At 30.0% G+C, this 21151-nt stretch carries 31 protein-coding genes; 1 reads left to right on the top strand and 30 read right to left on the bottom strand.

Going from position 1 to position 21151, the window contains the following annotated elements; translation table 11 throughout:
- Positions 1 to 6: 6 nt before the first annotated feature.
- On the bottom strand, positions 7 to 747 hold the full coding sequence (locus QIA21_RS07545; RefSeq protein WP_091974005.1) for a ParA family protein: 741 nt from the start codon (positions 745 to 747) through the stop codon (positions 7 to 9).
- A 46-nt stretch (positions 748 to 793) separates the two neighbouring features.
- The gene (locus QIA21_RS07540; RefSeq protein ID WP_418905857.1) at positions 794 to 1888 is read right to left on the bottom strand and encodes a plasmid maintenance protein; all 1095 of its coding nucleotides are present in this window, start codon (positions 1886 to 1888) and stop codon (positions 794 to 796) included.
- 386 nt (positions 1889 to 2274) lie between these two features.
- Here QIA21_RS07540 and QIA21_RS07535 point away from each other — a divergent pair, with 386 nt between their 5' ends.
- A complete protein-coding gene (locus QIA21_RS07535) occupies positions 2275 to 3276 on the top strand; it encodes an ERF family protein (protein WP_418905846.1) in 1002 nt (333 codons plus the stop codon).
- 39 nt (positions 3277 to 3315) lie between these two features.
- Here the strand turns inward: QIA21_RS07535 and QIA21_RS07530 are convergent, their stop codons facing one another.
- From QIA21_RS07530 to QIA21_RS07395, 28 genes are all read right to left on the bottom strand, one after another.
- Positions 3316 to 3732 carry an Mlp family lipoprotein gene (locus QIA21_RS07530; protein WP_418905845.1) on the bottom strand — a complete coding sequence of 139 codons (417 nt, stop codon included), beginning with the start codon at positions 3730 to 3732 and terminating at the stop codon, positions 3316 to 3318.
- Between the two features lie 150 nt (positions 3733 to 3882).
- Entirely contained in the window at positions 3883 to 4551 is a 669-nt protein-coding gene (gene bdr / locus QIA21_RS07525) for a Bdr family repetitive protein (RefSeq protein WP_418905844.1), read from the bottom strand.
- 104 nt (positions 4552 to 4655) lie between these two features.
- On the bottom strand, positions 4656 to 5009 hold the full coding sequence (locus tag QIA21_RS07520; RefSeq protein ID WP_418905805.1) for a BBA14 family lipoprotein: 354 nt from the start codon (positions 5007 to 5009) through the stop codon (positions 4656 to 4658).
- Positions 5002 to 5337, bottom strand: coding sequence for a BlyB family putative holin accessory protein (locus QIA21_RS07515; RefSeq protein WP_418905789.1), 336 nt, complete (start codon positions 5335 to 5337; stop codon positions 5002 to 5004). Before QIA21_RS07515 ends, QIA21_RS07520 begins: the two co-directional genes overlap by 8 nt.
- The gene (locus QIA21_RS07510; RefSeq protein ID WP_418905767.1) at positions 5327 to 5674 is read right to left on the bottom strand and encodes a BlyB family putative holin accessory protein; all 348 of its coding nucleotides are present in this window, start codon (positions 5672 to 5674) and stop codon (positions 5327 to 5329) included. Before QIA21_RS07510 ends, QIA21_RS07515 begins: the two co-directional genes overlap by 11 nt.
- A 3-nt stretch (positions 5675 to 5677) precedes the next feature.
- Positions 5678 to 5872, bottom strand: coding sequence for a BlyA family holin (locus QIA21_RS07505; RefSeq protein WP_418905746.1), 195 nt, complete (start codon positions 5870 to 5872; stop codon positions 5678 to 5680).
- Positions 5873 to 5942: 70 nt separating this feature from the next.
- Entirely contained in the window at positions 5943 to 6743 is an 801-nt protein-coding gene (locus QIA21_RS07500) for a DUF685 domain-containing protein (RefSeq protein ID WP_418905856.1), read from the bottom strand.
- 9 nt (positions 6744 to 6752) lie between these two features.
- On the bottom strand, positions 6753 to 7358 hold the full coding sequence (locus tag QIA21_RS07495) for a DUF735 family protein (protein WP_418905744.1): 606 nt from the start codon (positions 7356 to 7358) through the stop codon (positions 6753 to 6755).
- Between the two features lie 5 nt (positions 7359 to 7363).
- Complete coding sequence (locus QIA21_RS07490) at positions 7364 to 8242, bottom strand: DUF276 domain-containing protein (protein WP_418905820.1); 879 nt, start codon at positions 8240 to 8242, stop codon at positions 7364 to 7366.
- Positions 8239 to 8571 (bottom strand): contractile injection system sheath initiator, encoded by a 333-nt coding sequence (locus QIA21_RS07485; RefSeq protein WP_418905666.1) that lies wholly within the window; start codon positions 8569 to 8571, stop codon positions 8239 to 8241. The genes QIA21_RS07490 and QIA21_RS07485 overlap by 4 nt, the downstream gene beginning before the upstream one ends.
- Before the next feature lie 29 nt (positions 8572 to 8600).
- A complete protein-coding gene (locus QIA21_RS07480) occupies positions 8601 to 9152 on the bottom strand; it encodes a DUF777 family protein (RefSeq protein ID WP_418905855.1) in 552 nt (183 codons plus the stop codon).
- A gap of 13 nt (positions 9153 to 9165) precedes the next feature.
- A complete protein-coding gene (locus QIA21_RS07475) occupies positions 9166 to 10155 on the bottom strand; it encodes a DUF693 family protein (RefSeq protein WP_418905741.1) in 990 nt (329 codons plus the stop codon).
- A gap of 3 nt (positions 10156 to 10158) precedes the next feature.
- Positions 10159 to 10839: a DUF792 family protein gene (locus tag QIA21_RS07470; RefSeq protein ID WP_418905740.1), complete on the bottom strand. Its 681-nt coding sequence runs from the start codon at positions 10837 to 10839 to the stop codon at positions 10159 to 10161.
- 16 nt (positions 10840 to 10855) lie between these two features.
- A complete protein-coding gene (locus tag QIA21_RS07465; RefSeq protein WP_418905785.1) occupies positions 10856 to 12187 on the bottom strand; it encodes a DUF759 family protein in 1332 nt (443 codons plus the stop codon).
- Positions 12188 to 12194: 7 nt separating this feature from the next.
- A complete protein-coding gene (locus QIA21_RS07460; protein WP_418905738.1) occupies positions 12195 to 12431 on the bottom strand; it encodes a DUF1322 family protein in 237 nt (78 codons plus the stop codon).
- On the bottom strand, positions 12428 to 12874 hold the full coding sequence (locus QIA21_RS07455) for a DUF1473 family protein (protein ID WP_418905737.1): 447 nt from the start codon (positions 12872 to 12874) through the stop codon (positions 12428 to 12430). The genes QIA21_RS07460 and QIA21_RS07455 overlap by 4 nt, the downstream gene beginning before the upstream one ends.
- 15 nt (positions 12875 to 12889) lie before the next feature.
- Positions 12890 to 13318, bottom strand: coding sequence for a DUF1463 family protein (locus tag QIA21_RS07450; protein WP_006434231.1), 429 nt, complete (start codon positions 13316 to 13318; stop codon positions 12890 to 12892).
- A gap of 13 nt (positions 13319 to 13331) precedes the next feature.
- Positions 13332 to 14444: a DUF787 family protein gene (locus QIA21_RS07445; RefSeq protein ID WP_418905802.1), complete on the bottom strand. Its 1113-nt coding sequence runs from the start codon at positions 14442 to 14444 to the stop codon at positions 13332 to 13334.
- Positions 14437 to 14994 (bottom strand): DUF764 family protein, encoded by a 558-nt coding sequence (locus QIA21_RS07440; protein ID WP_418905854.1) that lies wholly within the window; start codon positions 14992 to 14994, stop codon positions 14437 to 14439. Before QIA21_RS07440 ends, QIA21_RS07445 begins: the two co-directional genes overlap by 8 nt.
- On the bottom strand, positions 14991 to 15377 hold the full coding sequence (locus QIA21_RS07435) for a hypothetical protein (protein WP_418905762.1): 387 nt from the start codon (positions 15375 to 15377) through the stop codon (positions 14991 to 14993). The genes QIA21_RS07440 and QIA21_RS07435 overlap by 4 nt, the downstream gene beginning before the upstream one ends.
- On the bottom strand, positions 15365 to 15748 hold the full coding sequence (locus tag QIA21_RS07430; protein ID WP_418905733.1) for a DUF1506 family protein: 384 nt from the start codon (positions 15746 to 15748) through the stop codon (positions 15365 to 15367). The genes QIA21_RS07435 and QIA21_RS07430 overlap by 13 nt, the downstream gene beginning before the upstream one ends.
- A complete protein-coding gene (locus tag QIA21_RS07425) occupies positions 15748 to 16203 on the bottom strand; it encodes a DUF3890 domain-containing protein (RefSeq protein ID WP_418456171.1) in 456 nt (151 codons plus the stop codon). The genes QIA21_RS07430 and QIA21_RS07425 overlap by 1 nt, the downstream gene beginning before the upstream one ends.
- A gap of 18 nt (positions 16204 to 16221) precedes the next feature.
- Positions 16222 to 17181 carry a hypothetical protein gene (locus QIA21_RS07420; RefSeq protein ID WP_418905732.1) on the bottom strand — a complete coding sequence of 320 codons (960 nt, stop codon included), beginning with the start codon at positions 17179 to 17181 and terminating at the stop codon, positions 16222 to 16224.
- A gap of 20 nt (positions 17182 to 17201) precedes the next feature.
- On the bottom strand, positions 17202 to 17774 hold the full coding sequence (locus tag QIA21_RS07415) for a DUF228 domain-containing protein (protein ID WP_418905853.1): 573 nt from the start codon (positions 17772 to 17774) through the stop codon (positions 17202 to 17204).
- 29 nt (positions 17775 to 17803) lie between these two features.
- Positions 17804 to 18562, bottom strand: a complete 759-nt coding sequence (locus QIA21_RS07410) for a DUF228 domain-containing protein (RefSeq protein ID WP_418905834.1) — start codon at positions 18560 to 18562, stop codon at positions 17804 to 17806.
- A 4-nt stretch (positions 18563 to 18566) separates the two neighbouring features.
- A complete protein-coding gene (locus QIA21_RS07405) occupies positions 18567 to 19124 on the bottom strand; it encodes a DUF228 domain-containing protein (protein WP_418905833.1) in 558 nt (185 codons plus the stop codon).
- Between the two features lie 11 nt (positions 19125 to 19135).
- Positions 19136 to 19831, bottom strand: coding sequence for a DUF1357 family protein (locus tag QIA21_RS07400; protein ID WP_418905728.1), 696 nt, complete (start codon positions 19829 to 19831; stop codon positions 19136 to 19138).
- A 16-nt stretch (positions 19832 to 19847) separates the two neighbouring features.
- A complete protein-coding gene (locus tag QIA21_RS07395; protein ID WP_418905727.1) occupies positions 19848 to 21074 on the bottom strand; it encodes an anti-CBASS protein Acb1 family protein in 1227 nt (408 codons plus the stop codon).
- Positions 21075 to 21151: the final 77 nt, after the last annotated feature.

Genomic DNA, 21151 nt, shown 5'->3' with positions numbered 1-21151 from the left:
TAGACTTTATACTTTTTTAAAAAAAATTTCTAAAATATTTTTATACTCTTTTATATAATCTTTATTTAAATCAAAATTATTATTTTCTGCTATTCGTCTATTTAAGTCTTCTCTTTCAGATATTATTCCTAAAAACCCATCTTTTGTTTTTAACATTTCAAACAATGTTTTATGTGTTCTATTTTTTCTAAATCTTGTTATTATTAAAAATATAGGTAAAAATAAATTCAATTTTCTTACAAAAAAATTAAATAAATCCAAACTTTCCACTGCCCACTTTTCAGCTGTCATTGGAATTATTATATAGTCACTACATAAAAGTGCATTTTTTAGTGTAACATCTAAACTGGGATTTGTATCAATTACTATATAGTCATATATATGATGTAAAGTTCCTAAGCTTGTTTTTAACAAAAAATCTTTATATTCGATTTTATCTTCACTAAAATTATGTAGCGTAAGATAGCTAGGTATAAGATCAAGATTATTATCTATATTTATAATAGTACTATCAATGTCTACATTTTCCTTTAAAATCTCATAAATATTAAATTTGGTAAAATTAATACCTAGTTTTTCTATTTTTTCGTAAAAATAACTAGTAATAGATGCTTGAGTATCCATATCAATTAAAAGAACTTTATTATTTTTTGATAATAAAGTCGACAAAATTATTGCGCTGGTGCTTTTACCAACACCGCCTTTAATTGACGCGATTGTAATTATTTTAGGTTTTTTATTATCCATTTTGTTAGTGGTCCTTGTTCCGTATATTTTTTTCCATATTTAATCCTTATATAACCTTTTTACTAAATTCTTCTATCGTTAAAGAATTTCTTATTATCTCTAATAAATCATTATAATACGTGTTAAATACGTTATTGTATTCTAATTTCTTTTTGCTACTTAAATAGGCTTTTACAATTGGTTTTAGTACTTCAATATTTGTCGTATTTTTTAGTCGCTCAATAAGTATATTGAAAGTGTTTATCTTCAAGTTCTCATAATTTTTTGAAGAATTTTCTTTTTTTATCTCAATTATTTTTTCTAATTTGAGAGTTATTTTGCTTAAATCGTTATATTTTTGATTTTCAATTATAAAATGGGGTTTAAATTTGTAATTTTCATATATTTTTTTAAATTCTGTTTCCAATTGTTTTGGATTATATCCTTTTTTTTCCATTTTTTTTTGAGTATTGTTTAAAGTTTCTTTTAATTTGTTTTGCTTATCTTTGAAAGAAATTTTGTTAAAATGTATATTTTTACTTTTTGTTGTTTTAATTTCAAATCTTTTTAAAGCTTTAATTATTTCAATTTTTTTATCTTTACTAATATCTAAGTTTAATAAAATTAGAAGAAATTCTTTATTTTTAAAGTTACATTTATTGTAATAGTTTATTACTTGAAAATTTTCTATCTGATTATTTCTTTCTTCTTTTTTATTATTATTGTTATTACTTAAACACTCCTTAAAATCTACATTCCCATTTTTAATAAATCTCTCTTTAAGGCCTATTTTAACCCTTTTTTCAAATCTTGATTGTTTTTTTTCTTCAAAGAATTTGTTGATTTTAAAGTAGCACTCTTTTTTTGGAAAATTGAGTTTATAGTAGATTTCGGTTCCGCAATTTACCCCCATGTGTTTGTGATAATTAGTTGTGACTTTAAATTTTTTTTCTAATTCGTAAAGATAATTTTGTAGTGTTTTTAGTTTAATGGTAGCTTGACCATTTCTTTTTAGATTCTCATTAAAGTAATAGAGTATGTTTTGTTGAGTGTATTTTTTATACTTTTTGTTTACATACTTTAATGTTGCGATAAGAACTATTAATTTGTGTTGATGTTTATTATAGCAAATTGGACTTTTTTTATTGGTTGGTATTGACATAATCGTCATCCTCCTTCAATTTTGGTTAATAATAATTAATAATATAATGCAAAATTTTGATTTAAAAGTAAAGACTTTTCTAAAAAATATTAAATTTAATTATTAATTTTGTTAATTAAATACACTTTTTGTAATTTAAAGAAAATAATTTGATTTTAATTCTAAATTGGGATACACTACAAATAACGTAGTTGTTTAAATATTGACATTTGCGACTACCTTTAATTTTGGTAATTTGCAAAAAAATAATTGAAAGGGCTTAGCTTAGTTCTTTTAGAAAGAGAATCTAGCTAAGCTCTATTTTTTTGCAAAAATTTTTGTAAAAAACTTGGTAAAAATAGTTTTTGCTATATAATTATTATTAACCAAAATTGAAGGAGTACATTATGAACAATGTGTCAAAAAATAATAATTTAAATATTCAAGATAATATGCAAAATAATACTCAAGCAGAAATTAAATTCTTAAACGATATGCACACTCTAATTATAAATTTATCAGGGATTGATAAAAATCTTCAGGGATATGGTTATAAGTATCAGAATTATAACGAAATAGCTAAAGAAATTAAAAACGTTATTAAAAATCATAATTTAGATATTTGTTTATGGCAATATCCAACTTCTAAATATGTAGATGGTCAAAAGGAGCACGTTATTAGGACTACATTTTTCAGTAAAAGTACTGGGTACAGAGAATCATTTGATACACCAATGTTTACAGAAAATTTACAATTCAACGATAATGATGATGAAAATAGTACTAAAGTTACAAATACAGTGTATCATCGATTTGGCTCAGCTATTACTTATACCAAAAGGTATGCGTTAGCTTCATTTCTCATGGTAGAAAGTGAAATGGATACCGATGCAGACCCTAATTACAATAATTATGAAAACAAAAATTATATGCCTAACAAGCAAATTAGTGTTAATCAAAAGCGAGAACAAAAAAAAGAGATTAATTACAATCAGAAAGATAATATTAAGCAAGAACAAAAAAAAGATAGGTTTTATTACTACAGTATTTTTAAAGACGCTCTATCTAATATAAAAAATTGGGTAAATAGCTCTACAACAAAAGATAATATAAACTCAATTATTCAAAAAATAAGCTTTATTCAGAATATAGATCCCAACAATATTGATGATATCAAGAAAATTGAAGCCGATTTAATCTCGTATTTTGAGAAAAATAGTGATTTTAAGAGTATAAACTATTGGGCAGAGATTATAAAAGACTATTTCAAGAGAAATAATAGATTAAAGGATTTGCAAGATTTTGAAAAGTTTATGTCGTTTAAACAACCTATTTATGGTGCTAGCCCGCTAATATTCTTTAGTGTCTTGAAAAAAGATAAACAATTTGATTATATATTTGCAGCATAGCAATATGTTTAAAGCCCCCTTATTTGGGGGCTGTTATTTCTAATTACATGTAGTAATTGCTTGAGTTGCAAAATTATCTATATCACCGCCGTTAAAGAAGCCTTCAACCACCTCTTTAAAAGTGTTTTTTCCTTCATCATTTCCATTACATTTAGCAAGTTCAGTTTTTATGTGTTCAAGTGCTGATTTTATTTTGGATTCATCATGTTGTAAAAATGTATCAAATTCTCCATCACCAGTTAAAGCGGTTTTTAACCAGTCAAGTTGTGTTTTTTGAGCATCAGTTAGCTTTTCTCTAAGAAGTTCTTCTTTAGATTTAGGTTTTTCTTGTTGTGACTCTTTTTGTTCTAAATCACGTTTTTTTCTACTTTTTACTTGCTGAGTATGAGTATCATTAGAATTACAGCTATTTAGAACAAGCAAAAACAAACAAAATAATATATTTATAATTTTCATTATTACTCCTTTTTTTTATCTTCAGTACAATACATTAAGTAACAAAAAAGTTTATTCTTGTAAGTATATATCCTATTTTGAGAAATATTGCGGGTTTTTAGGGGATTGTTTGGAAATGATAAATTGTATTTTGAGGATTATTTGTAATTTCTATTTAGAAAACCCATTAATTAGCGACGTAATAATATTTGCTATGCTAGATATAGCAATTGGAGCTATTATTATTGTAATAATAATTATTAATCTGTTGCTTATATTAAGTTTTTCTAATAAAAATTTTTCATGAATTTTGAGTTTTTCGTCAAGATTTTGTTTTATATCTTGTGCCAAATTAGACATATCTTGTTTTAAATTCTTTTCTACGGTGTCAATCTTAGCGTCTAAATTATCTATTTTGATATTTAAATTCTTTTCTATAGTATCTATTTTAGTATTCAAATTCTTTTCTACAGTGTCAATTTTAGTATTTACACCATCTATTTTGGCATTAAATTCATTCTTTATACCATCTATTTTGGTATTCAAATTCTTTTCTACGAAATCGATTTTAGTATTAAGTTCATTTTTTACACTATCTATTTTAGTCTCTAAACCATCAATCTTGGTATCTAAATTCTTTTCTGCGCTATCAATCTTAGAAACAAGATTATCAAACTTTATCCCAAATTGTTTTTCTAAATTTTCTAAATCTCTATAGGTAAGTTCATTGTGATAATATCTTTTAGATAAATCTTGTGCTATTAGTTGTTCCATTCCCAATCTTATAAATTCGTTATATATTTGTTCTTCACTTACAGTATTTGTTAGCACGGGTTTCATAATATTTTTCCTTTATAGTTCTATTGTACACTATTTTGGGTTAATAGGGGTTGTCTATTAACAATATAAAGTATAATTTCTTGCAAGAAAAAACTTTTTGTAATTTACATTTTTAATCTTGAATACTGATTATAGACTTTTTTTGCTATGGGTTTTGTTTTTTGAATGTATTCTAAAAGTAGTTTGATATTATGTTTTACTGAAGTCATTGTGTGTTCGTCTTTTAGTGTTGATAAATCTGGATAAGTAAATTCTGGATAATTTGGATCATTAACTTTAACTTTTGTTTTAGCTAAAAATGTTACAAGGTACATAACATAATCTGATAATTGAGCCTCATATTTAGCTAAAGCGCCTAGTGTTTTAATAATTGGTGGTTTTGGCTCGTCTGGTAGGCTAGCAATGGTACTACAACATAGTAGTAAAGTAAGTAATAAGTAGCTTACTAGTTTAAGCATTATCACCCCTTTTAAGTATATTGACGTATTCCCGCATGATTTTGTTGCGTTTTGCTTTTAATGAGGAGATAATTTTATTACTTTTACTGCTAGAGATAGCTTCTATTATCTCAAGATTGTATTTTAAGATATCTTGTATTTCTTCAAATATTTTAGTTGATTCGGCCGTTTCCATAGATTTTAATGTTCCAATATATGTTTTATAGAAAAAATCTATTACCCTATTAAAAGTATTAATGTAATTATGATCTATGTTTGTATCAGTTTTAGCTATGTTAGTTAAGTTGGATAGTAAATTAAGTCCTAAACCAATAGTGTTATTTTGCATTATTTGTTCTTTCCTTATAGATAGGTTTTCCTTCTTGATTGAATTTTAGATTATTAGATATTTTTAGATTTTTTTCATCAGAATTAACTAGATCAATACATTGATTGATTTTCTCATTTATTGGGGCCAGTGTTTTTAATATTGTTGGAGTTAATGCACTTTCAAGTCTTTCCATATTTGCTGTATATATTAATTGATAATGAGAATATAGTTCATAAACCAAAAAGAATCCCTTATGTGCCATTTCATCAAATTCATCTTCAAATTTAGAAAATATATCAATAAGGTTTGATAAAGACGTAAGTCCAAGCTCAACATTATCTTTAGATAATTTCATAAATTAATCTCGTTTTTTAATATGATTGTTGCCATTTCCATTTTTAAAAATCTTGCCTATTGCTATAGATAATATGTCTTTTAGCAACGGCTTGAGAAGAATTAACACCCCTAAAACTATTACTGTTACAAAAATCATTACGGCTATTAGTTTAATTTCATTTAGATTAATAAGAAGTTCGGTTATTTTAATATCCATTTTTCAATCCCTCATTTTAATTTTTGATATATATATTATATAGCAAAAATGTAATTTTTGCTAAAAAATTTTACAGCTTTAATAGAACTGGGACGTTCACCCATCTTTTTTGGACATACCATCCTTTGTACAGTGAGATTACACCAGTGAAAGTTCCGCTTGAAAAAACTAAATTTCGGTTATTTGTACTATCAGGTTCATCTGAATATCTTAGATATAAGGATCTACCTTCTCCTTTGTTTTGATCTATGTCAAGTTCTATATCAAGATAAATGGGGGTATCGTCATAGCTTTTATAAAAAATAAGAGTTGCACCTCTTGATTGGTCCAAATCTACTTGCAGTCTTTGATTTTTGTAGTCAGACGGATACAGTATGGTGTCAACAGGAGTGCTCAGATAAGCACTAAAGTCTGACGGCACCCCAAGGAACTGTTTTGGAACAGGTGTTTTTTGAATAGTTGAAGAAGACATTATCAAAAGATCGTCATATTTAGATAGAGTGGCTGATGATATGCTACTTGTTAGGCGCGATTTAATTTTGCTAAAAAGGTTAGAAAGCTTATCAGAATCATTGCCAATTAGCTTGTCTATTACTTTAGCGTAAATTTTTTTTACAAACTCTTCATCAGCTGCAAGTTCAGTAGCGATTGTGGACTTAATTATCTCTTTAAACTCGCCCAGCTCTTCCCCTTTAAATGTTTGATGGTTTACGGTTTTCAAAAAGTTTTTAAAGGTGATAGCGTTGCTACTTGCAACTCCATCATCAAGTAGTAAAAGATCAGTGTTTTTAACAGTCGTAACCTTATTTAAATCTTTGATTTGGACTGTTTCTTCCTCATCAATTAATAATTTTTCTTCTTCTCCAGCCATATAACCTCCTTAATTGTTAAAAGTAATAATATTGTTACCAGTTTCATTATTAATTTTGAGAACTCTACCAATAGGAATAATCCCCTTTATAAAAGCATAAATTGAATGATCATAGCCTTTGGGAAGTGAGTTGAATACTAAAGCCTTTTTAGATGCAGCGTATCCTTTTTTCTTTTCTCTAATTAGTATCTTTTTAGGCCTTTTCCCTTTTGCAGTACTGGGTGTAATAAATGCAGTAAAGTTTGTCTTTATTGCCCCTTTTAAAGAGATATCAATAACACCAGCTTCAGGTGTAGTAACTGAAATATCCACATTCAAAAAAGCCTTAAAAATCAGTCTAAATGACTCGTCAGTGCCAATATGTCGTAAAGCAAAAATAACACTATTGATATTGCTTGTAATGCTTTGTAGAGTTTGAGTTTTTGCATAAAAAATTGATAAGACTTGAGATATCCATATGGCAATATATCTTGATTTTATATTTTCTTTTGCATCAATGGATATGAAATTGGAATTAAGTGCTTTAAGCTCATTAAGAAGTTTTTGTGCGTACTCAGTTTCTGTACTTATAAATTTTTGAACTTCAGTGGTTTTTAAAAAATTAGGTATTTTCATACTTTTTAAGTATCAATGTCAATAAGTAGTCGATCAGTTGTATTGAAAAGCAGCATTGTATCATCAGTGATAGCAATATCTTGATTTGTTTGAAAATCGCCATCACTGATTTTTGAGATACTTTCAGTGTCTGTATCTTTAACACAAACTTTAATTTCCATAAACTTAATCCCTTTTACTTCATTGACTGGAGCAAAAAAGTCTTGATATTCAAAGCTAATGCCCATATCAGAATAGTTATTTGAAATAATCCTAGAATATATGTTTCTAATTTGAGAGTCTATGTTTAAGTAGAGATAGTTTTTAAGATCAAGTTTGTACTTTACTTTCATATAAACATATTTTCTTTTTCCCAGTGATATTTTGTAGGATTTAAGTTGCCCGGTTGGGTTGAGTCCATCAATTTCTATGTCTCCATCAAGTAAAGTACCACTAGGAGTTGTTAGATATAATGTTTTCCAAAGTTTAGCTTTAAATTCAGGATTGTTAATATTAGTCTTAGCAGTGTCTAATAAATCTTCTTTAAGAATTAGATATATATTAGCTTTACCAGCTGAACTTTTAATATTAGCGTGTTCCACTCCATTAAGATTAAGTAAAGCAGCTCGAACTGCGTTGTAAGTTGTGCTTTTAGAGGAAATATGTTCTTCAATTGCAGTCCAATAAGTACCACCCGGTTTCATTTTAGAAAAAAAGAGATTAAGCTCATTAATTATTTCTTCTTCAATTAATGCTAAAGAAGATGCAATAATGTTGTAAATCGAGCTATTACTATCATCAATGTTAATTCCATAATTTATGCGTAAGTATTCTCTTTTGGATCGTACTATATCCCCAATTGTGCGCTTTAGAATACCAAAATCAGAATCAAAAACAATACTCATAAAGTAAACTCCATATTCAAAACATCACCAGAGAAAAAAAAGGATATATTTGCTTTACGGTCTTGTATTGCAATTGAAATATTGATTATATCTAAGTTAAGATCTTTAGATATTTCATAAAAATAGTTTTTTACAGCTTGAAGATTATTAATTTTTAAAAGTTTCAAAAGCAAGAAATAGTCCAGGCCCCAATTAGGAGCATAGCTTAAACTACCCCTTAAGGTTTTTAGGAATATAAATAATTTTTGTTTTTGCTCGTCAATTCCATCAACAAGCGAAAAATCATTATTAAATACCAATTCAAAATTATTTCCAATTCTTAAATCCATACTAATAATTATACCATATTTAGCAAAAATTACTTAAACAAACTGTTGATATTAGCAGAAATTCTAGCGGTCACCGCTTGTAATGCTGGATAGTTAATAGTTGTTTTTTTGTCTCCTATGATAGTTATACCGTTGATAGCACTTACAATACTTTCCAGGATTTCTTTCAAGCTAGTTGTTTGGTTGACTATTTCAATTCTACTATTTGCTTTAATCTTAACAGTATCAGAAATTAAATTTAAAGTTTTTGGACTAATTGCGCTAAGTATGTAAAAATGATGTTTGTCGAAATGAATATCGTCATTTTTATCAAAAATATTGATGCTTGATTGAAGTAGTAAAACAGCATCGCCTTTTGATAGTTCAAAATTGATATTAGAAATATTTTTTGTGTGAATTTCTAAGTCTTCAAATTCTGGTATTATAACTACAGCTTCTTGTGTTTGCTGTTTAAATTCCTTTACAGTGCCAAGTCGAGTTATGAAAATATTTGAATAAATCCAATTTTTTACGTCTTCTTGTGTTAATGTATTTCCATAAATACGCTTGTTCATTTTGTAAATTATATGCTCTAAGTCCATTTTACCCCCTTTATTATCTCATTGGTGCAAAATTAGAGGCGTCATATAGCTTAAGTGATAATGAACAATCTCCTGTATTGCTAAGCCCCGCACTTGTTTCTTGTATGGTATTTTTTATAATGTTCCCTAGTCCGTCTATAAATGAAACTTTATCACCAACTCTTAGTTTATGTGTATAAAATATTTTAGCGTTCCAATATATACGCCTTGTCTTAAATTCATGCTCGATATCAACTTCTTGTTGTGGTATAAATTCAAGCCCATAATCTTCTAATGCCTCATAGTGGGTATTTTCACCTTCCTGTTCGTAATTAGTAAATACGAAATTGCATTCAATTTCGTAATCATGATAGCCAGTATCAGTTATTACGTTATGAACGTATTTTCCTTTTATTATTTTTTCAATAAACTCTTTTGGAGTTGAGGCATAAATATTTTTGTCGATTACTTTAAGTTTATCTTTATCATTCATGTTAATGATATTGCGATTAGGAAATACAGACTCTATCGCATCTTGCACCGTCATGCCCTTAAAGTTTTTACCCACTTTTCCCTCTTTGTCCTTCAATTTGCGATTGAAGAAGTTGCTATTAGTTAATAATTTAACTTCGAGCTCGACACTAAAATCTCCACCAGGATAATCAGTGCTCATGGGGTGCTCTAAAGTGCCCGCCATTATAAAATCAAATTTTTTCTCATGAGCAAATTTCTTATAATATATTTTTACTATATCTCCAAATTTTATGTGGTCGGTAAAGTCTAGTGGCAAGTTCCAAAGTACAATTTTTGCTTGTTTGGAACTTACAGTATTTAAGTCTGCTGATAATCTATTAAATATGGAAATATCAACATGAATTCTGTCTTGTGTATTGATTATAATTTTAGGAATTTTTTTCGGAAAAGGAGTTCCATCAGTTGATTTTTTTGATTCATCTACATTGTAAAACTCAATTTTAAAATCATAACTTAGTAGTACTGTTTTAGAATCATGAGTCACTAACATATATTATCCTTTATATTTTTCTAATTTAAATGTTTTCACTACCTCCATTGACAGACTAACTTCAACTTCATCGATGAAGGGAGTGTCCTTAAACGAAAGATTTGTAATTATAGCTAATTCTTTAAATCCAAAAGTTGGACTGTAGATAGTAAAAGGAACTTGAGCCTGCAGTCTATTGGATAGTTGTTCTTTTACAAGGTGAGAGTCAAAGCGGAACAAAAAATTCTCAAAAACAGTGGTTTTAAATATTGAAAGCATATGTTTGTACATAGAAGTTAATATCCCACCACTTAATGAGATATGTTCTCCTGTCATTACGGGGTTGTAGCTTACATATTGCGCTTTTCTATCATAATAGTTGATAACTGGTCGTTTAGAATAACTAGTATTATAAGACCGTGAGATTAGCTGGGTTTTTGGTTTTATAAAAAACAATTGTGGCACATATCCAAAACCTCTAAAATCTGGTCGTGGGTATAGCAATAAAAAGTTATCTGCTCCAAAAAGAGCAAGTAGTTGAGTCCCTATATCTTTTATTAATTGAGAAGTCTCTTCACACGACATTTCCCCTTCTTTTTTATTTTCGCAATTGTCACTATTTGCATTTATAATACCCGTAGAATCCTCTTTTTCTGCAGGCGATATTGTTTTATTATTAATAATATTTTTATTGTTAATGTCCATAAGTAATTACCTTTTACTACAACTTAATTCCAACAAGCCCTGCCAATAACTTCAGAGCGGCATATGCGACTTTTGCCGCCCCTGAAGATAATCCAGATAATGAGCCTATTGCACTTTGGAACGCATTGGAAATTGCAGAACCTATAGAACTTGCAACACTTGTAGCCATTTTGCTTATAATTCCGGTAATGCCCCCTGTATTATATGTTTTTATTAAGTCTTCGACCCAATCAATTATTCTTGAAGCACCCTCAAGCACCGGTTGCATACCCGCAGCAGTCACATTCATAAGAGATTGTTCAAGTTTGGTTAAATTGCTATCAATCTTTTCTTTCTCATCAGAAAATTTTGTAAGGCCGAAACTTGCGTAATCACGATGCATTTCTGCAAGTTTCTTAAATCTAAAGTTATAATCATTGCCCCGAGCGTCTCTTTCATAGTTATCTTTTGCTTGTACCGTATATTTTTCGCCTTTTATTGTGCCCTCCATTGTATTATAAAGGTTCCCATATCCTCTAATATGCGCGTCAACAAGTGCTGCAGCCTCTTTCATGCTAGCATGACCGCTAGATACAAGATCGGCCATCATTTCCCCCGTAAGTTTTAATCTCTCTGGAGTCAATTGTTTCATACTTGTTAGAGTGCCCTTAATAAGAGAAAATTGCCGCAGAAACTCTTCTTTTTCTAAGTCACGCTCAAATCCTTTCCTATTATTAAGAATTCCCCCGGTAATATTCCCTTCCTTATCTTTAGTTCCCATAAATAATGCCCGTTGTTTTTCTGTATAAAATGCGCTATTGAGGTGTTGTGCTTTTTTCTGTTGAGAAATTGCTTCAACTGATTTTTTAATCCAGCCGAACACAAAACCAAAAATCCCACCACTTACTCTACTAACAGCGTTGCCAATAACAGTTCCTAGAGCGCTACCTATAGCAATTTTGGCAACAAGTCCTTTCCCTTGAGAAGCCGCTAGCATTTTACTTTTTGCTTTTGATTCTTTTGCAAGCTCTTTATACTCAAGGCGCCTTTTATCTCTATCAGACATTAAAGACCTTTTGAAAGCTTCTTTTCGAGCTTTTTCAAAACCCATGCCTTGTTTCATAAGCTTTTTAGTTTGTGTAAGTCTATATTTCTCAACACGCTCTCTTAAGCTTTCAAATTTAGTTTGTTTGCTTAATTCTTTTTTCTTATCCGACAAATTACTTTTTACAATATCTTTAGTACTACCCAAACTAGATTTTTTAGGCTTAAGATATTTTTCCATTTTGGTAATATCTTGTTCGATAGCTTTTTTTGTTGCTGCATGATCAAGAACGCCCTTAAATTTAATGGTGAATTTGTCGCTCATTAATCCCTCATTTACTTAAAATTAATTCATACAATTCTTTTTCTAATTTAAGATCAGCAATACGGTTAACTTCTAAAAGCTCATCATAAGGCATTTTCTTAACATCATCGTATGAGCAAATATTCATAATTACTGGAAAATAGTATTTATCGTTTTTTATCTCTTCAATCAAGTTGAAATACTTTTTTCTAGTCTCATTAAGACTTGCAATAGCTTTGTCAATATCTTTATTTATTTTCCTCATTTAGCAACTAGTTCATTAGAATTTGATGTAAGTGAAGCAGCTACTTTTTCATAATCAAAATTATCATCGATATAATCAAAAGTAACAAAATCGCCAACATTATTTTCGTATTCACTCAAATATGCTAAAGCGGGTTTTTTAAGGTCATTATCTGCGTGAAAAGTATTGAATTGCGCGGTGTAGATAATAGCAACAAGATAGTCCTTATAATAAGAGATAAATTCTCTATTTGCATCTAGAATTACATAAAATTCGTCTAAAAACTTTGGACTTATCATTAAGCTTGTAATTTCTCTTAAGTATTTAACTTCATTAAGCTTATAAATAGCGTCGCTTTGATTAAATCCTAGTACTCTATCCCATTCGTAGACTGGTAATACTCTAAGTGGGTATTCATAGGTTTTATTTTTGGTTAAAATTTTCATTTTATATCTCATTATCATGGAAAGATTCTCCTTTTAGCTTTTATTTGGGTGTGTTTTTTGGCAATTAATAGCCCTAATCTCAAAAGTCACTTTTTCAGCTTCTGCTGAATAACTTCTTGAGGGTTCTTCAGTGAAAATTGCATGGTTAGAAATAATTTTGGTAGCAATTCTATCATTGAATGCTAAATCAAGCATTTTATCATATTTGCTAACATCCATGTTATAAAACTGATCGTCTGCAATTTCAGTTAACGCAATATAGTCATGACTGCCTAGAGTGACTTCAATGTTGAAAATATAAGTTATAGTTTTAGGGTCACGTAAGCTTATTACAGGAAATCCTTTGTCTTCAGTACTAACAACTGCTCTTGTAGTAGGCTCGCTTGTAAGCTCTAGTTTACCACTGTGCAGTTGTATACCACCGATTGAAAAGTAAACTTCCCTTAAATCATAAAATTGCATAATTTTTAACTCCTTATACGTTTAAACTATTTTGATAATCAACTATATCTTGAGAAGTAATCACTAAAGTAGCTGCATTAATACTAAAGTTGTAAGTAATATTCACGCTAAGTTCCAATTTAAGCTGTTTGGTGCCTGATAGGGTAAGCTTTAAGTCCTTGTATTCTACAAGTAGTCCCCTATCAATAAACCGTTTGAGTAGGCATTCAATTGCTGAAGTATAGGCATTATCTCTAGCGCCACTAAGTTGTAGTGCAGATAATTTACTATTTTGTCTATTGTTTTTATTCCAAATTCGAATAAGCTCAACAATAGCCTCATTTTTTATGTAGTGGTAAGTAAAAATCTCGTCTATTGCTTTACCAGAAAGATCAACACCCTCCTTAAAAGCAGATATACCGTCAAGACCAGTCTCGTTAAGAAGTGAGTAAAAGTTAATTTTTGCATCCCTTAACTTTTTAATTACAGCATCGTCAAGAAGTGGTGTAGTAGCTAATGGCATACCATATGGATTAACAGAGTGGAAAATGCTTGCTTGATGCAAATATGCACTTATAAATTTAAGGTGTAAATTATCTCTATTATTGCTATAAACAACAATATTTCTTTCTTTCTCAAGATTGCTTTTATCCTTAAATAGTTCTTTTATCTCTTGCTCTTTAGTTGAGAATACAAAAAAAGTTGAAGACATTTTAAACTTAGCATAGTCATCTTTATAAACAGTTAGTCCATCATCTGAATTGTCCCCTTCAGTATTAATAAGCACAACAAAAGAGTGCCTATACGCTTTAAGATAGTTTTTAAGTTCCTCGGGCTTATCCTTATAAATGAAAAGAACAACTGATTTTAAGGACTCTTCAGTTGAATTGAAAAAATTTGACATTGCGGTTTTCAATAGTGTTTTTTCTTTTCCAAACTGATCTTGTCCATTTCCATTATCTTTTTCTAAAGTTTCAATTTCTTTTTCATAGTTATTAACAGTCAAACTCAATGTTTTATAGTTAGCAGCATCTTTGTTAACTTTAATTTTGGCTGTTTTGTAGACCAAAAGTGGATTGTAATAGTTGGGTGTATTAGCTTGAATGCTAGAGTCTACCAAACTTACACTAATTGTATTTTCAGGCAATTACGTACTCCTCCTTTAAAATTTCAATTGCTTTTACACTAGCATTAAATGCTACAGATGCACTGTATGCATGATTGCTATATTTTGTACCTAAATTTATTAGTCCAACTGTTTGCATATTAGATGTTGGATAAATGTAAAAGTTGATTTTATTTACATACTCGGGTTGAGATTGATTTTCTAAAGTATACTTATGGACTCTATTATGTAGAAACTCGCTAAGCATACCATAAAGTATTAGCATACGCGAATTAGAATCAAAATCTTTAGCATTTAATACTACTGCAATAATATATATTTGGAAATTCACACTAAATTCCAAAGCATTTTCATAAAATGCACCAGTTTTGCAGTCATGATCAAATAGATGTTCTGTACCATCAAATTTCAATGCTATTATATTGGGGCTAGCAGCTGTAATTTTTGAAAGGTACGGATGATTGTAAGTATTTATAATATCGCATTCAAAATTATTTTCAGTTGCATAGACCTTAAAGCCTTTAAATATTTGGATTAAATGATTTAAAATCGAATCTAAAGTTACAATCATTCAAGCACCTTATAAGTTAGTTCTGATAACATTTTTGATGTATCAACAAGTGGGATTGATGCAGTGCTGCTACCTTTTCTTAATTTGCTTTTGATTGTACTATCCTTTAAACCCGGTGTAACTTGCCCTGAAAGTACATAATTCTCATAGTATCTTACAAAAGCTTCTCCAATAGCACTCATTCCTAATTTAGGCTCAATATTGAACTTAGAATTTATATAACTATTGTTGATATATTCTCTAAATTCAGAACTACCAGCAATTTTAGTTAAATGTTTTCTTACTGGTAATTTAGCGCCGCCTTTCTCGTGCATTCTAGCAATATTAGAACGACCTCCAAACCAACCAATTTCCAATTCAATTGTAAAGTCTAGTCCGTCCATATAAATTCCTTTAAAACCAGCGTAAAGTATCCTATTGAAGAGTCAATGCTAAATATTTCAAAGTAAACCAAATCTGAAATTGATATTCGGTCTTTTAGTTCAAAGTTAAGATCTTGATATGTGTAAAGTTTAGAATACCCTTGAATATCAGATATATTGGAGTCATAAAGCATTGCAAGTTCTTGTGGTTTTATGTCAATAATTACTCCAGCAAATTCGGTGTACTTATTCTTATCAAATACTCTTTGATAAGAATCGTCATTTTCAAGTTTTACAACAGTGCCTTTATAAAATCTTAAAGGGCTAGGATCCTTAAAAACGTTGATCATACGTGTAGACATATCTGAAAGTCTTTTTCTAACGCCACTCACTATACAACTCCTACACAAGACGGCGTTGAGGTTTCTCTTTTTAGTTTTTCTAAAAATGCATCAAGTTGTGAACAAAAGTTCTTATTTGACCCACAACTTTCTCCACCACCTTCTTCGCCTCCACCACTGCTAGGATAATAATCAAGTTCAAGCTCATTGAATTTCTCTTTTTTAATCCTTTCAAATTCAAATTCTCGAACAACTCCTTGCTTTCTTAATTGACAACCCATATGATAAAAGGTAAGTAAAAATATTTGTTCATATGTAAGTGAACTAGCGTCAATACCACGTGTTACCAAAATAGCTTGAAGTAAAGATAAGTGAAGTAGAAAATTTTGCCTACTTAGTGCTAGTTGATCTATTCCTAATAGCAATAACACTTGAGAATGAAGTTTTGTTGTTAAGAGTTCTTCTTCATTTTCAGCTTGTACTTGCAAGTCCTTTTGTTCGCTCATTTTATTTGCCTTATCTTATTAACTTTGTTTAATGTTTACTTGCAAAATAGTCTTCTTGGTAGCAAGTAGACCTCCTAAAACAAAATCAATGTATGAATGCGCAATATCAGTTGAATCCTTATCAACTTGTTCATTTGGTGTAGGCAACATGTACTTGCTAGGCTTAAATTTAATAAGCGCTGAGTTTAACGGATAAATGAGTATTTGATGTTTTAGCAAGTTTGAAGTTTCAATATAAACATCTTCTCTATTATTAATAGCTTTAATAGTTTGGATCAAAACATCTTCCCATTTTTCACAACTTGATGTAACAGCTTGGCCTACTGCATATGGTTTTACCAATTTCAATGAAGTTGCGGGGTCAACTATCACCATCATAGGTGTAGAAAATTCGTCGCCTAATTCTAATTTTGAAAGTCCTGCTTCAATTTTTTCAAATATTTTATCCATCTTATCCTTATCACCTTGTGCAACTTCTTCTTTTATCTGTTCCGGCATATTAAGTAGTCCGTACATATTAGGAAGTAAACGTTTTTGATTTTTTCCGTCCTTTTGAATTGAAACAGTTCCTGTTAGTACAAAGTGATTAATAAGTTTGATAATTTCACTACTTGCAAGCTTATAAGCTTGAGCAAAAGGCAATAAATTATTATTAATGTCGCCAATATATGAGTCTGAAGTGTAAAATTTTTCAGAAGTCTGCTTTAAATGTCTAAATTTATATTGTAATTTTAAATAGTTCAGTCTAACTACTTCAGAACTAAACCCAATAGTTGAGATAGTATTAACCTCATTAGCAATTGTTGTAGGATTAGCATTTAAAAACGCGTCCCATTTTACAGTTCTTTGATATCCCATTTTAAGATCAACATCTTCAATCTGATCAGGTAAAAACCATTTATACATAATGGGGTCTTTAACTTCTCCTATAATATTAGCTACAGATTTTGCATAATAATTTTCATCGTAAAGTTCCATTTAAAACCTCCTTAATTTTTTTAATTTTTACTTACAGCTTTATTTCCAAACACTGCTACTTTTATTAAATGAACATCATTACTAATTTGCTTTGCATCAGATAGCGCTATTGCATTAACAGTTGTCTTATTTTGTCCTCCTGAGACCTTTTCTAGAGCGCCGTCTTTATTAAAAATAAGCTTGTCTTTTGCTTTAGGTGTAGAATCTTTTGCAACCAGGTAACCCTCAAAATTATTTGTAATTGGAACAATAGTAGCTGTTTTGCTAAACTCGTCTACATCAATGCATATTCCGTATAAGTCTTCACCGCCTCCGGCCTCAACATGGGGCTCATAGTGAATTTCATCCTTTTTTTCTTCTTGAATAACTCTTTTTACTCCGCGCTTATAGGGATACCCCGAATATGGATGATTTTCCAACTTATCAAAACTACTAGTTCTAATGCCTCCAGAAGCAAAAAATTGTACGTTTTTGTCCCTAAACTCAATAGAATTGCCTAGTAAACTAGTATAATGTTGTGGATTTTTCATAAACTTTTCTAGTTTACTGCGCTTTTCTTGATACTCTTTTACTAATTGCGTTGTATCTGCCATTAACTTTCCTCCTTTTAAATTCTTTAGTCTTAACCACCAGCAGCAACTACTGTTTTCTCAAGGCCTCTATTGCCAAAAATTGTAACTTTTATTAAATTAATTGAATAATCTTGTCTTATGTTTTCAGCTTGTTTATCCTTATCTTCTGATGCAAACTTGATTGTAAATGAATCAGAAAGTGCATAAGCATTAATTAATGTTGGGGGCCCACCATCAGCCTTGATAATAACTCCATCTGAATTAATGTCTAATATTTGACCCGATTTTATACTAGGATTTCTTGTAACAAGGTACCCCTCAAAGTTATTTGTAATTGGCAAAACATACGCAGTACAACTAAATTCGCATACATCAACACATATGCCATACATATCATTATCAGCACCAACCTCAACATATACGGAGTTCTCTTTTGGAACAAGTTTAACCCCACGCTTATATGGAAAACTCTTTTTTGGATCGTAGAAATATTCTTCTATTTTGTCCGTATAACTTGAACATGCAAATGTATAAGCATCAACTAGCTCATTCTTAGACTGAAAACAACCACTTGAACTGCTAAAAACCTTATTTTCAACAGAACTCATTGATTTTGCATATTTTTTGAATTTCAAAAGAATATCATCAAGTTCTTTAACCGACTCAAGATATGGATCCATTACTACATCATCTTCAGCTTGTCTTGCTTGACGCCTAGCTCTAGGAGCAGCTGGAATTTCTGCCTGCAGACCTAATTGTGGATTATCATCAACACCATCCGGAACTTGCTCTTTACCTTTTAAAGCCATTTAATTACCCTTTTAAAGCTCTATTTCCAAAAACGCTAGCAAGTCCTATATATAATTCTTCAGTCAATTTATGGACTTTTGAAAGTGCTATGGCATTAATAGTTTTATCAGAACCACTAGTCTTTTCAAGTTCTCCCTGCGCATTAAAATGCAGCTTCTCACCCGGCTTTATATCAGTTCCTGGTTTCTTAAATACTAAATATCCTGTAAAGTTGTTTGTAATTGGAATTACAGTTGCCATACCAGTAAACTCGTCTATATCAGTGCATACTCCATACAAATCATCACCACCTCCAGCCTCAACTTCAAGTTCTGATGTACCATCAGCACTAAAACTAAACTTTACTCCGCGCTTGTAGGGATACCCTTTAGCAGGATAATTTTCTATTTTGTCTTTACTACTAGTCCAAACTCCATCAGAATTAGAGTAAATTAAATTTTTATCCCTAAACTCAATAGAATTGCTAAGTAAGCTAGCATTTTGCTGGGGATTTTTCATTAATGCTTTAATTTCCTCAACTTTTTTATCAAACTCTTGTTTAATTTTTGTAATATCACTCATTAAAAACTCCTTTAAGCAATGTTTCTTCTGTTATCTCTTTTTAGATTTTCATAAAATTGAACTCGTCTTTGCTTGTAAGTATTGCTTAAAGCTTGCACAAACTCTGTGAAATTAATTGGTACAAAATTAGGATCAAGCAAACTTACTCTCTCTTCTGATTTAGCAATAATATTTCCTTTAATAACCTCAACAGAAGATGAATTGCTATTAGCATTTTTTCTTAATTTGATATTCACTTTAGCCAAAGAAACAAGTTGTTCTAGTATCTCTCCATCAATATGGCTTATGTCTGATACTTTGGAAATAGCTTTAACTTGCTCAATTGGAACAAACTTGCGAACAAGTTCTCTGCGTTGTGCCTGCATAATGTCTTTTAGAGTATATCCTTTCGCAAGTAGTACCTCTTTATTGAAATGACTGCTAAGATGCGCTTTTGCAAGCGTATCAATTTCATTAATGCGCTCTGCCTCCAGTAATAATTGCTTTTCAACACGCTCTCTCTCTTCAACTTCAGCAAGTTCTTTTGTTATTCGCTCATTTATACTTAAATCACGAGTTGTTTCTTTAGGTTTTGCATTACTTGCTTGTTCCTTTAAGCTCATATACTCTTCAAATTCCTGGGTGCTTATAACTTTAGTATCAGATTTAACTTGATGTTCTTCTTTAACTTGATCCTCAATTATTTCTTTCTTTTCATTTTCAATCACTTCTTAACTCCTTTTCTCAAAATGAGAATAATTTTTCTTTTAAAAAAGCTCGTTCCTCGTTATTGAAAGAACTGCTCTGTATAAGATCGTTATATTTGCTATAAAGCTCAATTAGCTTAATATCTCTTTCCACCTTTTGATCATCACTCAACATCACTAATGAATTGAACTTCATATCAAGTCCAAAATACTTATTAAGCTTTAAATTACAAGCATTCTGGATTTGTTCTTGTACACCTTTTAGAAAATCATAATAATTGCTCCTATCACCTTTACCATCATTTCCAAGTCCTTTAGCTTGCTCGTTGAAACTTCTTGTTAAAGGCTCCTTAGTATCAGCACCAATTTTTGCTTTAATTAATGCTAAGGCCTCTTTTAAATAGGTAAGATCGTATTTAATAACTTCTAAACTAGCACTCGGAGTAGCTGTGTAAAACATCCCCTCATTACTTAGATTGCTCTTAAGCCTAGCAAGTTCACTTGCCAATGAGTCATTAAGACTGCGTAAATTAGAAATATCTTTACTATGATTATTTGAGTTTTGTTTTCTTAGAAAGGATGATAAAAAGCTATTGCCTTTTTCATTATTACTACTCTGAGTTAGCGCACTCAAAGACGTTGTTGCGCTAGAAAGCGCGTCTTGTAGCTGCACTAAAGACTCGTCTTTGTAAAACAAAAAATTGTGGTTTTCAATACGTTTTTCTATTTCAACGTATATCTTCTCAAATAGGTAAATATCTAGCAAAAAACTTTCCGTATAACACGGAACATATCTTTTTAAGATATAATCAAAGTTTTCGTATATTATAAGTCGATTTTTGTGTATTTTGACCGTATCAAAAGAATTGCTTCCATTATTAGTTCTTACTTTGTAAGTTACATAATCAAAGTCAACCCCCAAGTCTCTTACAGATTCATAATCAAGGTATTCAAATCCAATAGGTAGCTCTATATTAACAGGTCTTTCAAGATCTACTAGTGTATCTTTAGTTTTTACTAAAATGTATCCAATTCCATGAAAACGGAAGCTTATAATACAATTTAGTAAAGCATTTTTAAGTTGCACTTTTAATCTAGCAAGCTCGAGCTCACTAACATGACTAGTAGTATACTCAAGAATAATTCCGTTCTTAAGACAATCTTCTGCTACATTTTCTATGTAATTTCTAAAAAATATTGAATATCTATATAGTTCCAGTGAACTTATTTTATCTATCAGTTTTGCTTTTCTTAAATCATACATTTTTTACTTCTTATTCTTAATTTTCTTAATTAAATTAAATGTATAATAGCAAAAACTAATATTTTTGTCAATAAAAT

This window comes from Borreliella japonica (genome assembly GCF_030438115.2).
GTDB lineage: Bacteria > Spirochaetota > Spirochaetia > Borreliales > Borreliaceae > Borreliella > Borreliella japonica.
This window is presented reverse-complemented; position numbering and strand designations above follow the sequence as displayed.

What these genes read in the sequence shown, in the direction of transcription:
- QIA21_RS07515 (WP_418905789.1), bottom strand. Translation starts at nt 5,337, where the DNA reads ATGCAAAATAACACTATTGGTTTAGGACTTAATTTACTATCCAACTTA.
- QIA21_RS07545 (WP_091974005.1), bottom strand. Translation starts at nt 747, where the DNA reads ATGGATAATAAAAAACCTAAAATAATTACAATCGCGTCAATTAAAGGC.
- QIA21_RS07395 (WP_418905727.1), bottom strand. Translation starts at nt 21,074, where the DNA reads ATGTATGATTTAAGAAAAGCAAAACTGATAGATAAAATAAGTTCACTG.
- QIA21_RS07540 (WP_418905857.1), bottom strand. Translation starts at nt 1,888, where the DNA reads ATGTCAATACCAACCAATAAAAAAAGTCCAATTTGCTATAATAAACAT.
- QIA21_RS07420 (WP_418905732.1), bottom strand. Translation starts at nt 17,181, where the DNA reads ATGGAACTTTACGATGAAAATTATTATGCAAAATCTGTAGCTAATATT.
- QIA21_RS07505 (WP_418905746.1), bottom strand. Translation starts at nt 5,872, where the DNA reads ATGGATATTAAAATAACCGAACTTCTTATTAATCTAAATGAAATTAAA.
- QIA21_RS07425 (WP_418456171.1), bottom strand. Translation starts at nt 16,203, where the DNA reads ATGAGCGAACAAAAGGACTTGCAAGTACAAGCTGAAAATGAAGAAGAA.
- QIA21_RS07440 (WP_418905854.1), bottom strand. Translation starts at nt 14,994, where the DNA reads ATGATTGTAACTTTAGATTCGATTTTAAATCATTTAATCCAAATATTT.
- QIA21_RS07450 (WP_006434231.1), bottom strand. Translation starts at nt 13,318, where the DNA reads ATGCAATTTTATGATTTAAGGGAAGTTTACTTTTCAATCGGTGGTATA.
- QIA21_RS07455 (WP_418905737.1), bottom strand. Translation starts at nt 12,874, where the DNA reads ATGATAATGAGATATAAAATGAAAATTTTAACCAAAAATAAAACCTAT.
- bdr (WP_418905844.1), bottom strand. Translation starts at nt 4,551, where the DNA reads ATGAAACCCGTGCTAACAAATACTGTAAGTGAAGAACAAATATATAAC.
- QIA21_RS07415 (WP_418905853.1), bottom strand. Translation starts at nt 17,774, where the DNA reads ATGGCAGATACAACGCAATTAGTAAAAGAGTATCAAGAAAAGCGCAGT.
- QIA21_RS07495 (WP_418905744.1), bottom strand. Translation starts at nt 7,358, where the DNA reads ATGAAAATACCTAATTTTTTAAAAACCACTGAAGTTCAAAAATTTATA.
- QIA21_RS07500 (WP_418905856.1), bottom strand. Translation starts at nt 6,743, where the DNA reads ATGGCTGGAGAAGAAGAAAAATTATTAATTGATGAGGAAGAAACAGTC.
- QIA21_RS07530 (WP_418905845.1), bottom strand. Translation starts at nt 3,732, where the DNA reads ATGAAAATTATAAATATATTATTTTGTTTGTTTTTGCTTGTTCTAAAT.
- QIA21_RS07490 (WP_418905820.1), bottom strand. Translation starts at nt 8,242, where the DNA reads ATGAGTATTGTTTTTGATTCTGATTTTGGTATTCTAAAGCGCACAATT.
- QIA21_RS07465 (WP_418905785.1), bottom strand. Translation starts at nt 12,187, where the DNA reads ATGAGCGACAAATTCACCATTAAATTTAAGGGCGTTCTTGATCATGCA.
- QIA21_RS07480 (WP_418905855.1), bottom strand. Translation starts at nt 9,152, where the DNA reads ATGGACTTAGAGCATATAATTTACAAAATGAACAAGCGTATTTATGGA.
- QIA21_RS07510 (WP_418905767.1), bottom strand. Translation starts at nt 5,674, where the DNA reads ATGAAATTATCTAAAGATAATGTTGAGCTTGGACTTACGTCTTTATCA.
- QIA21_RS07435 (WP_418905762.1), bottom strand. Translation starts at nt 15,377, where the DNA reads ATGGACGGACTAGACTTTACAATTGAATTGGAAATTGGTTGGTTTGGA.
- QIA21_RS07485 (WP_418905666.1), bottom strand. Translation starts at nt 8,571, where the DNA reads ATGGATTTAAGAATTGGAAATAATTTTGAATTGGTATTTAATAATGAT.
- QIA21_RS07460 (WP_418905738.1), bottom strand. Translation starts at nt 12,431, where the DNA reads ATGAGGAAAATAAATAAAGATATTGACAAAGCTATTGCAAGTCTTAAT.
- QIA21_RS07470 (WP_418905740.1), bottom strand. Translation starts at nt 10,839, where the DNA reads ATGGACATTAACAATAAAAATATTATTAATAATAAAACAATATCGCCT.
- QIA21_RS07520 (WP_418905805.1), bottom strand. Translation starts at nt 5,009, where the DNA reads ATGCTTAAACTAGTAAGCTACTTATTACTTACTTTACTACTATGTTGT.
- QIA21_RS07405 (WP_418905833.1), bottom strand. Translation starts at nt 19,124, where the DNA reads ATGAGTGATATTACAAAAATTAAACAAGAGTTTGATAAAAAAGTTGAG.
- QIA21_RS07475 (WP_418905741.1), bottom strand. Translation starts at nt 10,155, where the DNA reads ATGTTAGTGACTCATGATTCTAAAACAGTACTACTAAGTTATGATTTT.
- QIA21_RS07410 (WP_418905834.1), bottom strand. Translation starts at nt 18,562, where the DNA reads ATGGCTTTAAAAGGTAAAGAGCAAGTTCCGGATGGTGTTGATGATAAT.
- QIA21_RS07535 (WP_418905846.1), top strand. Translation starts at nt 2,275, where the DNA reads ATGAACAATGTGTCAAAAAATAATAATTTAAATATTCAAGATAATATG.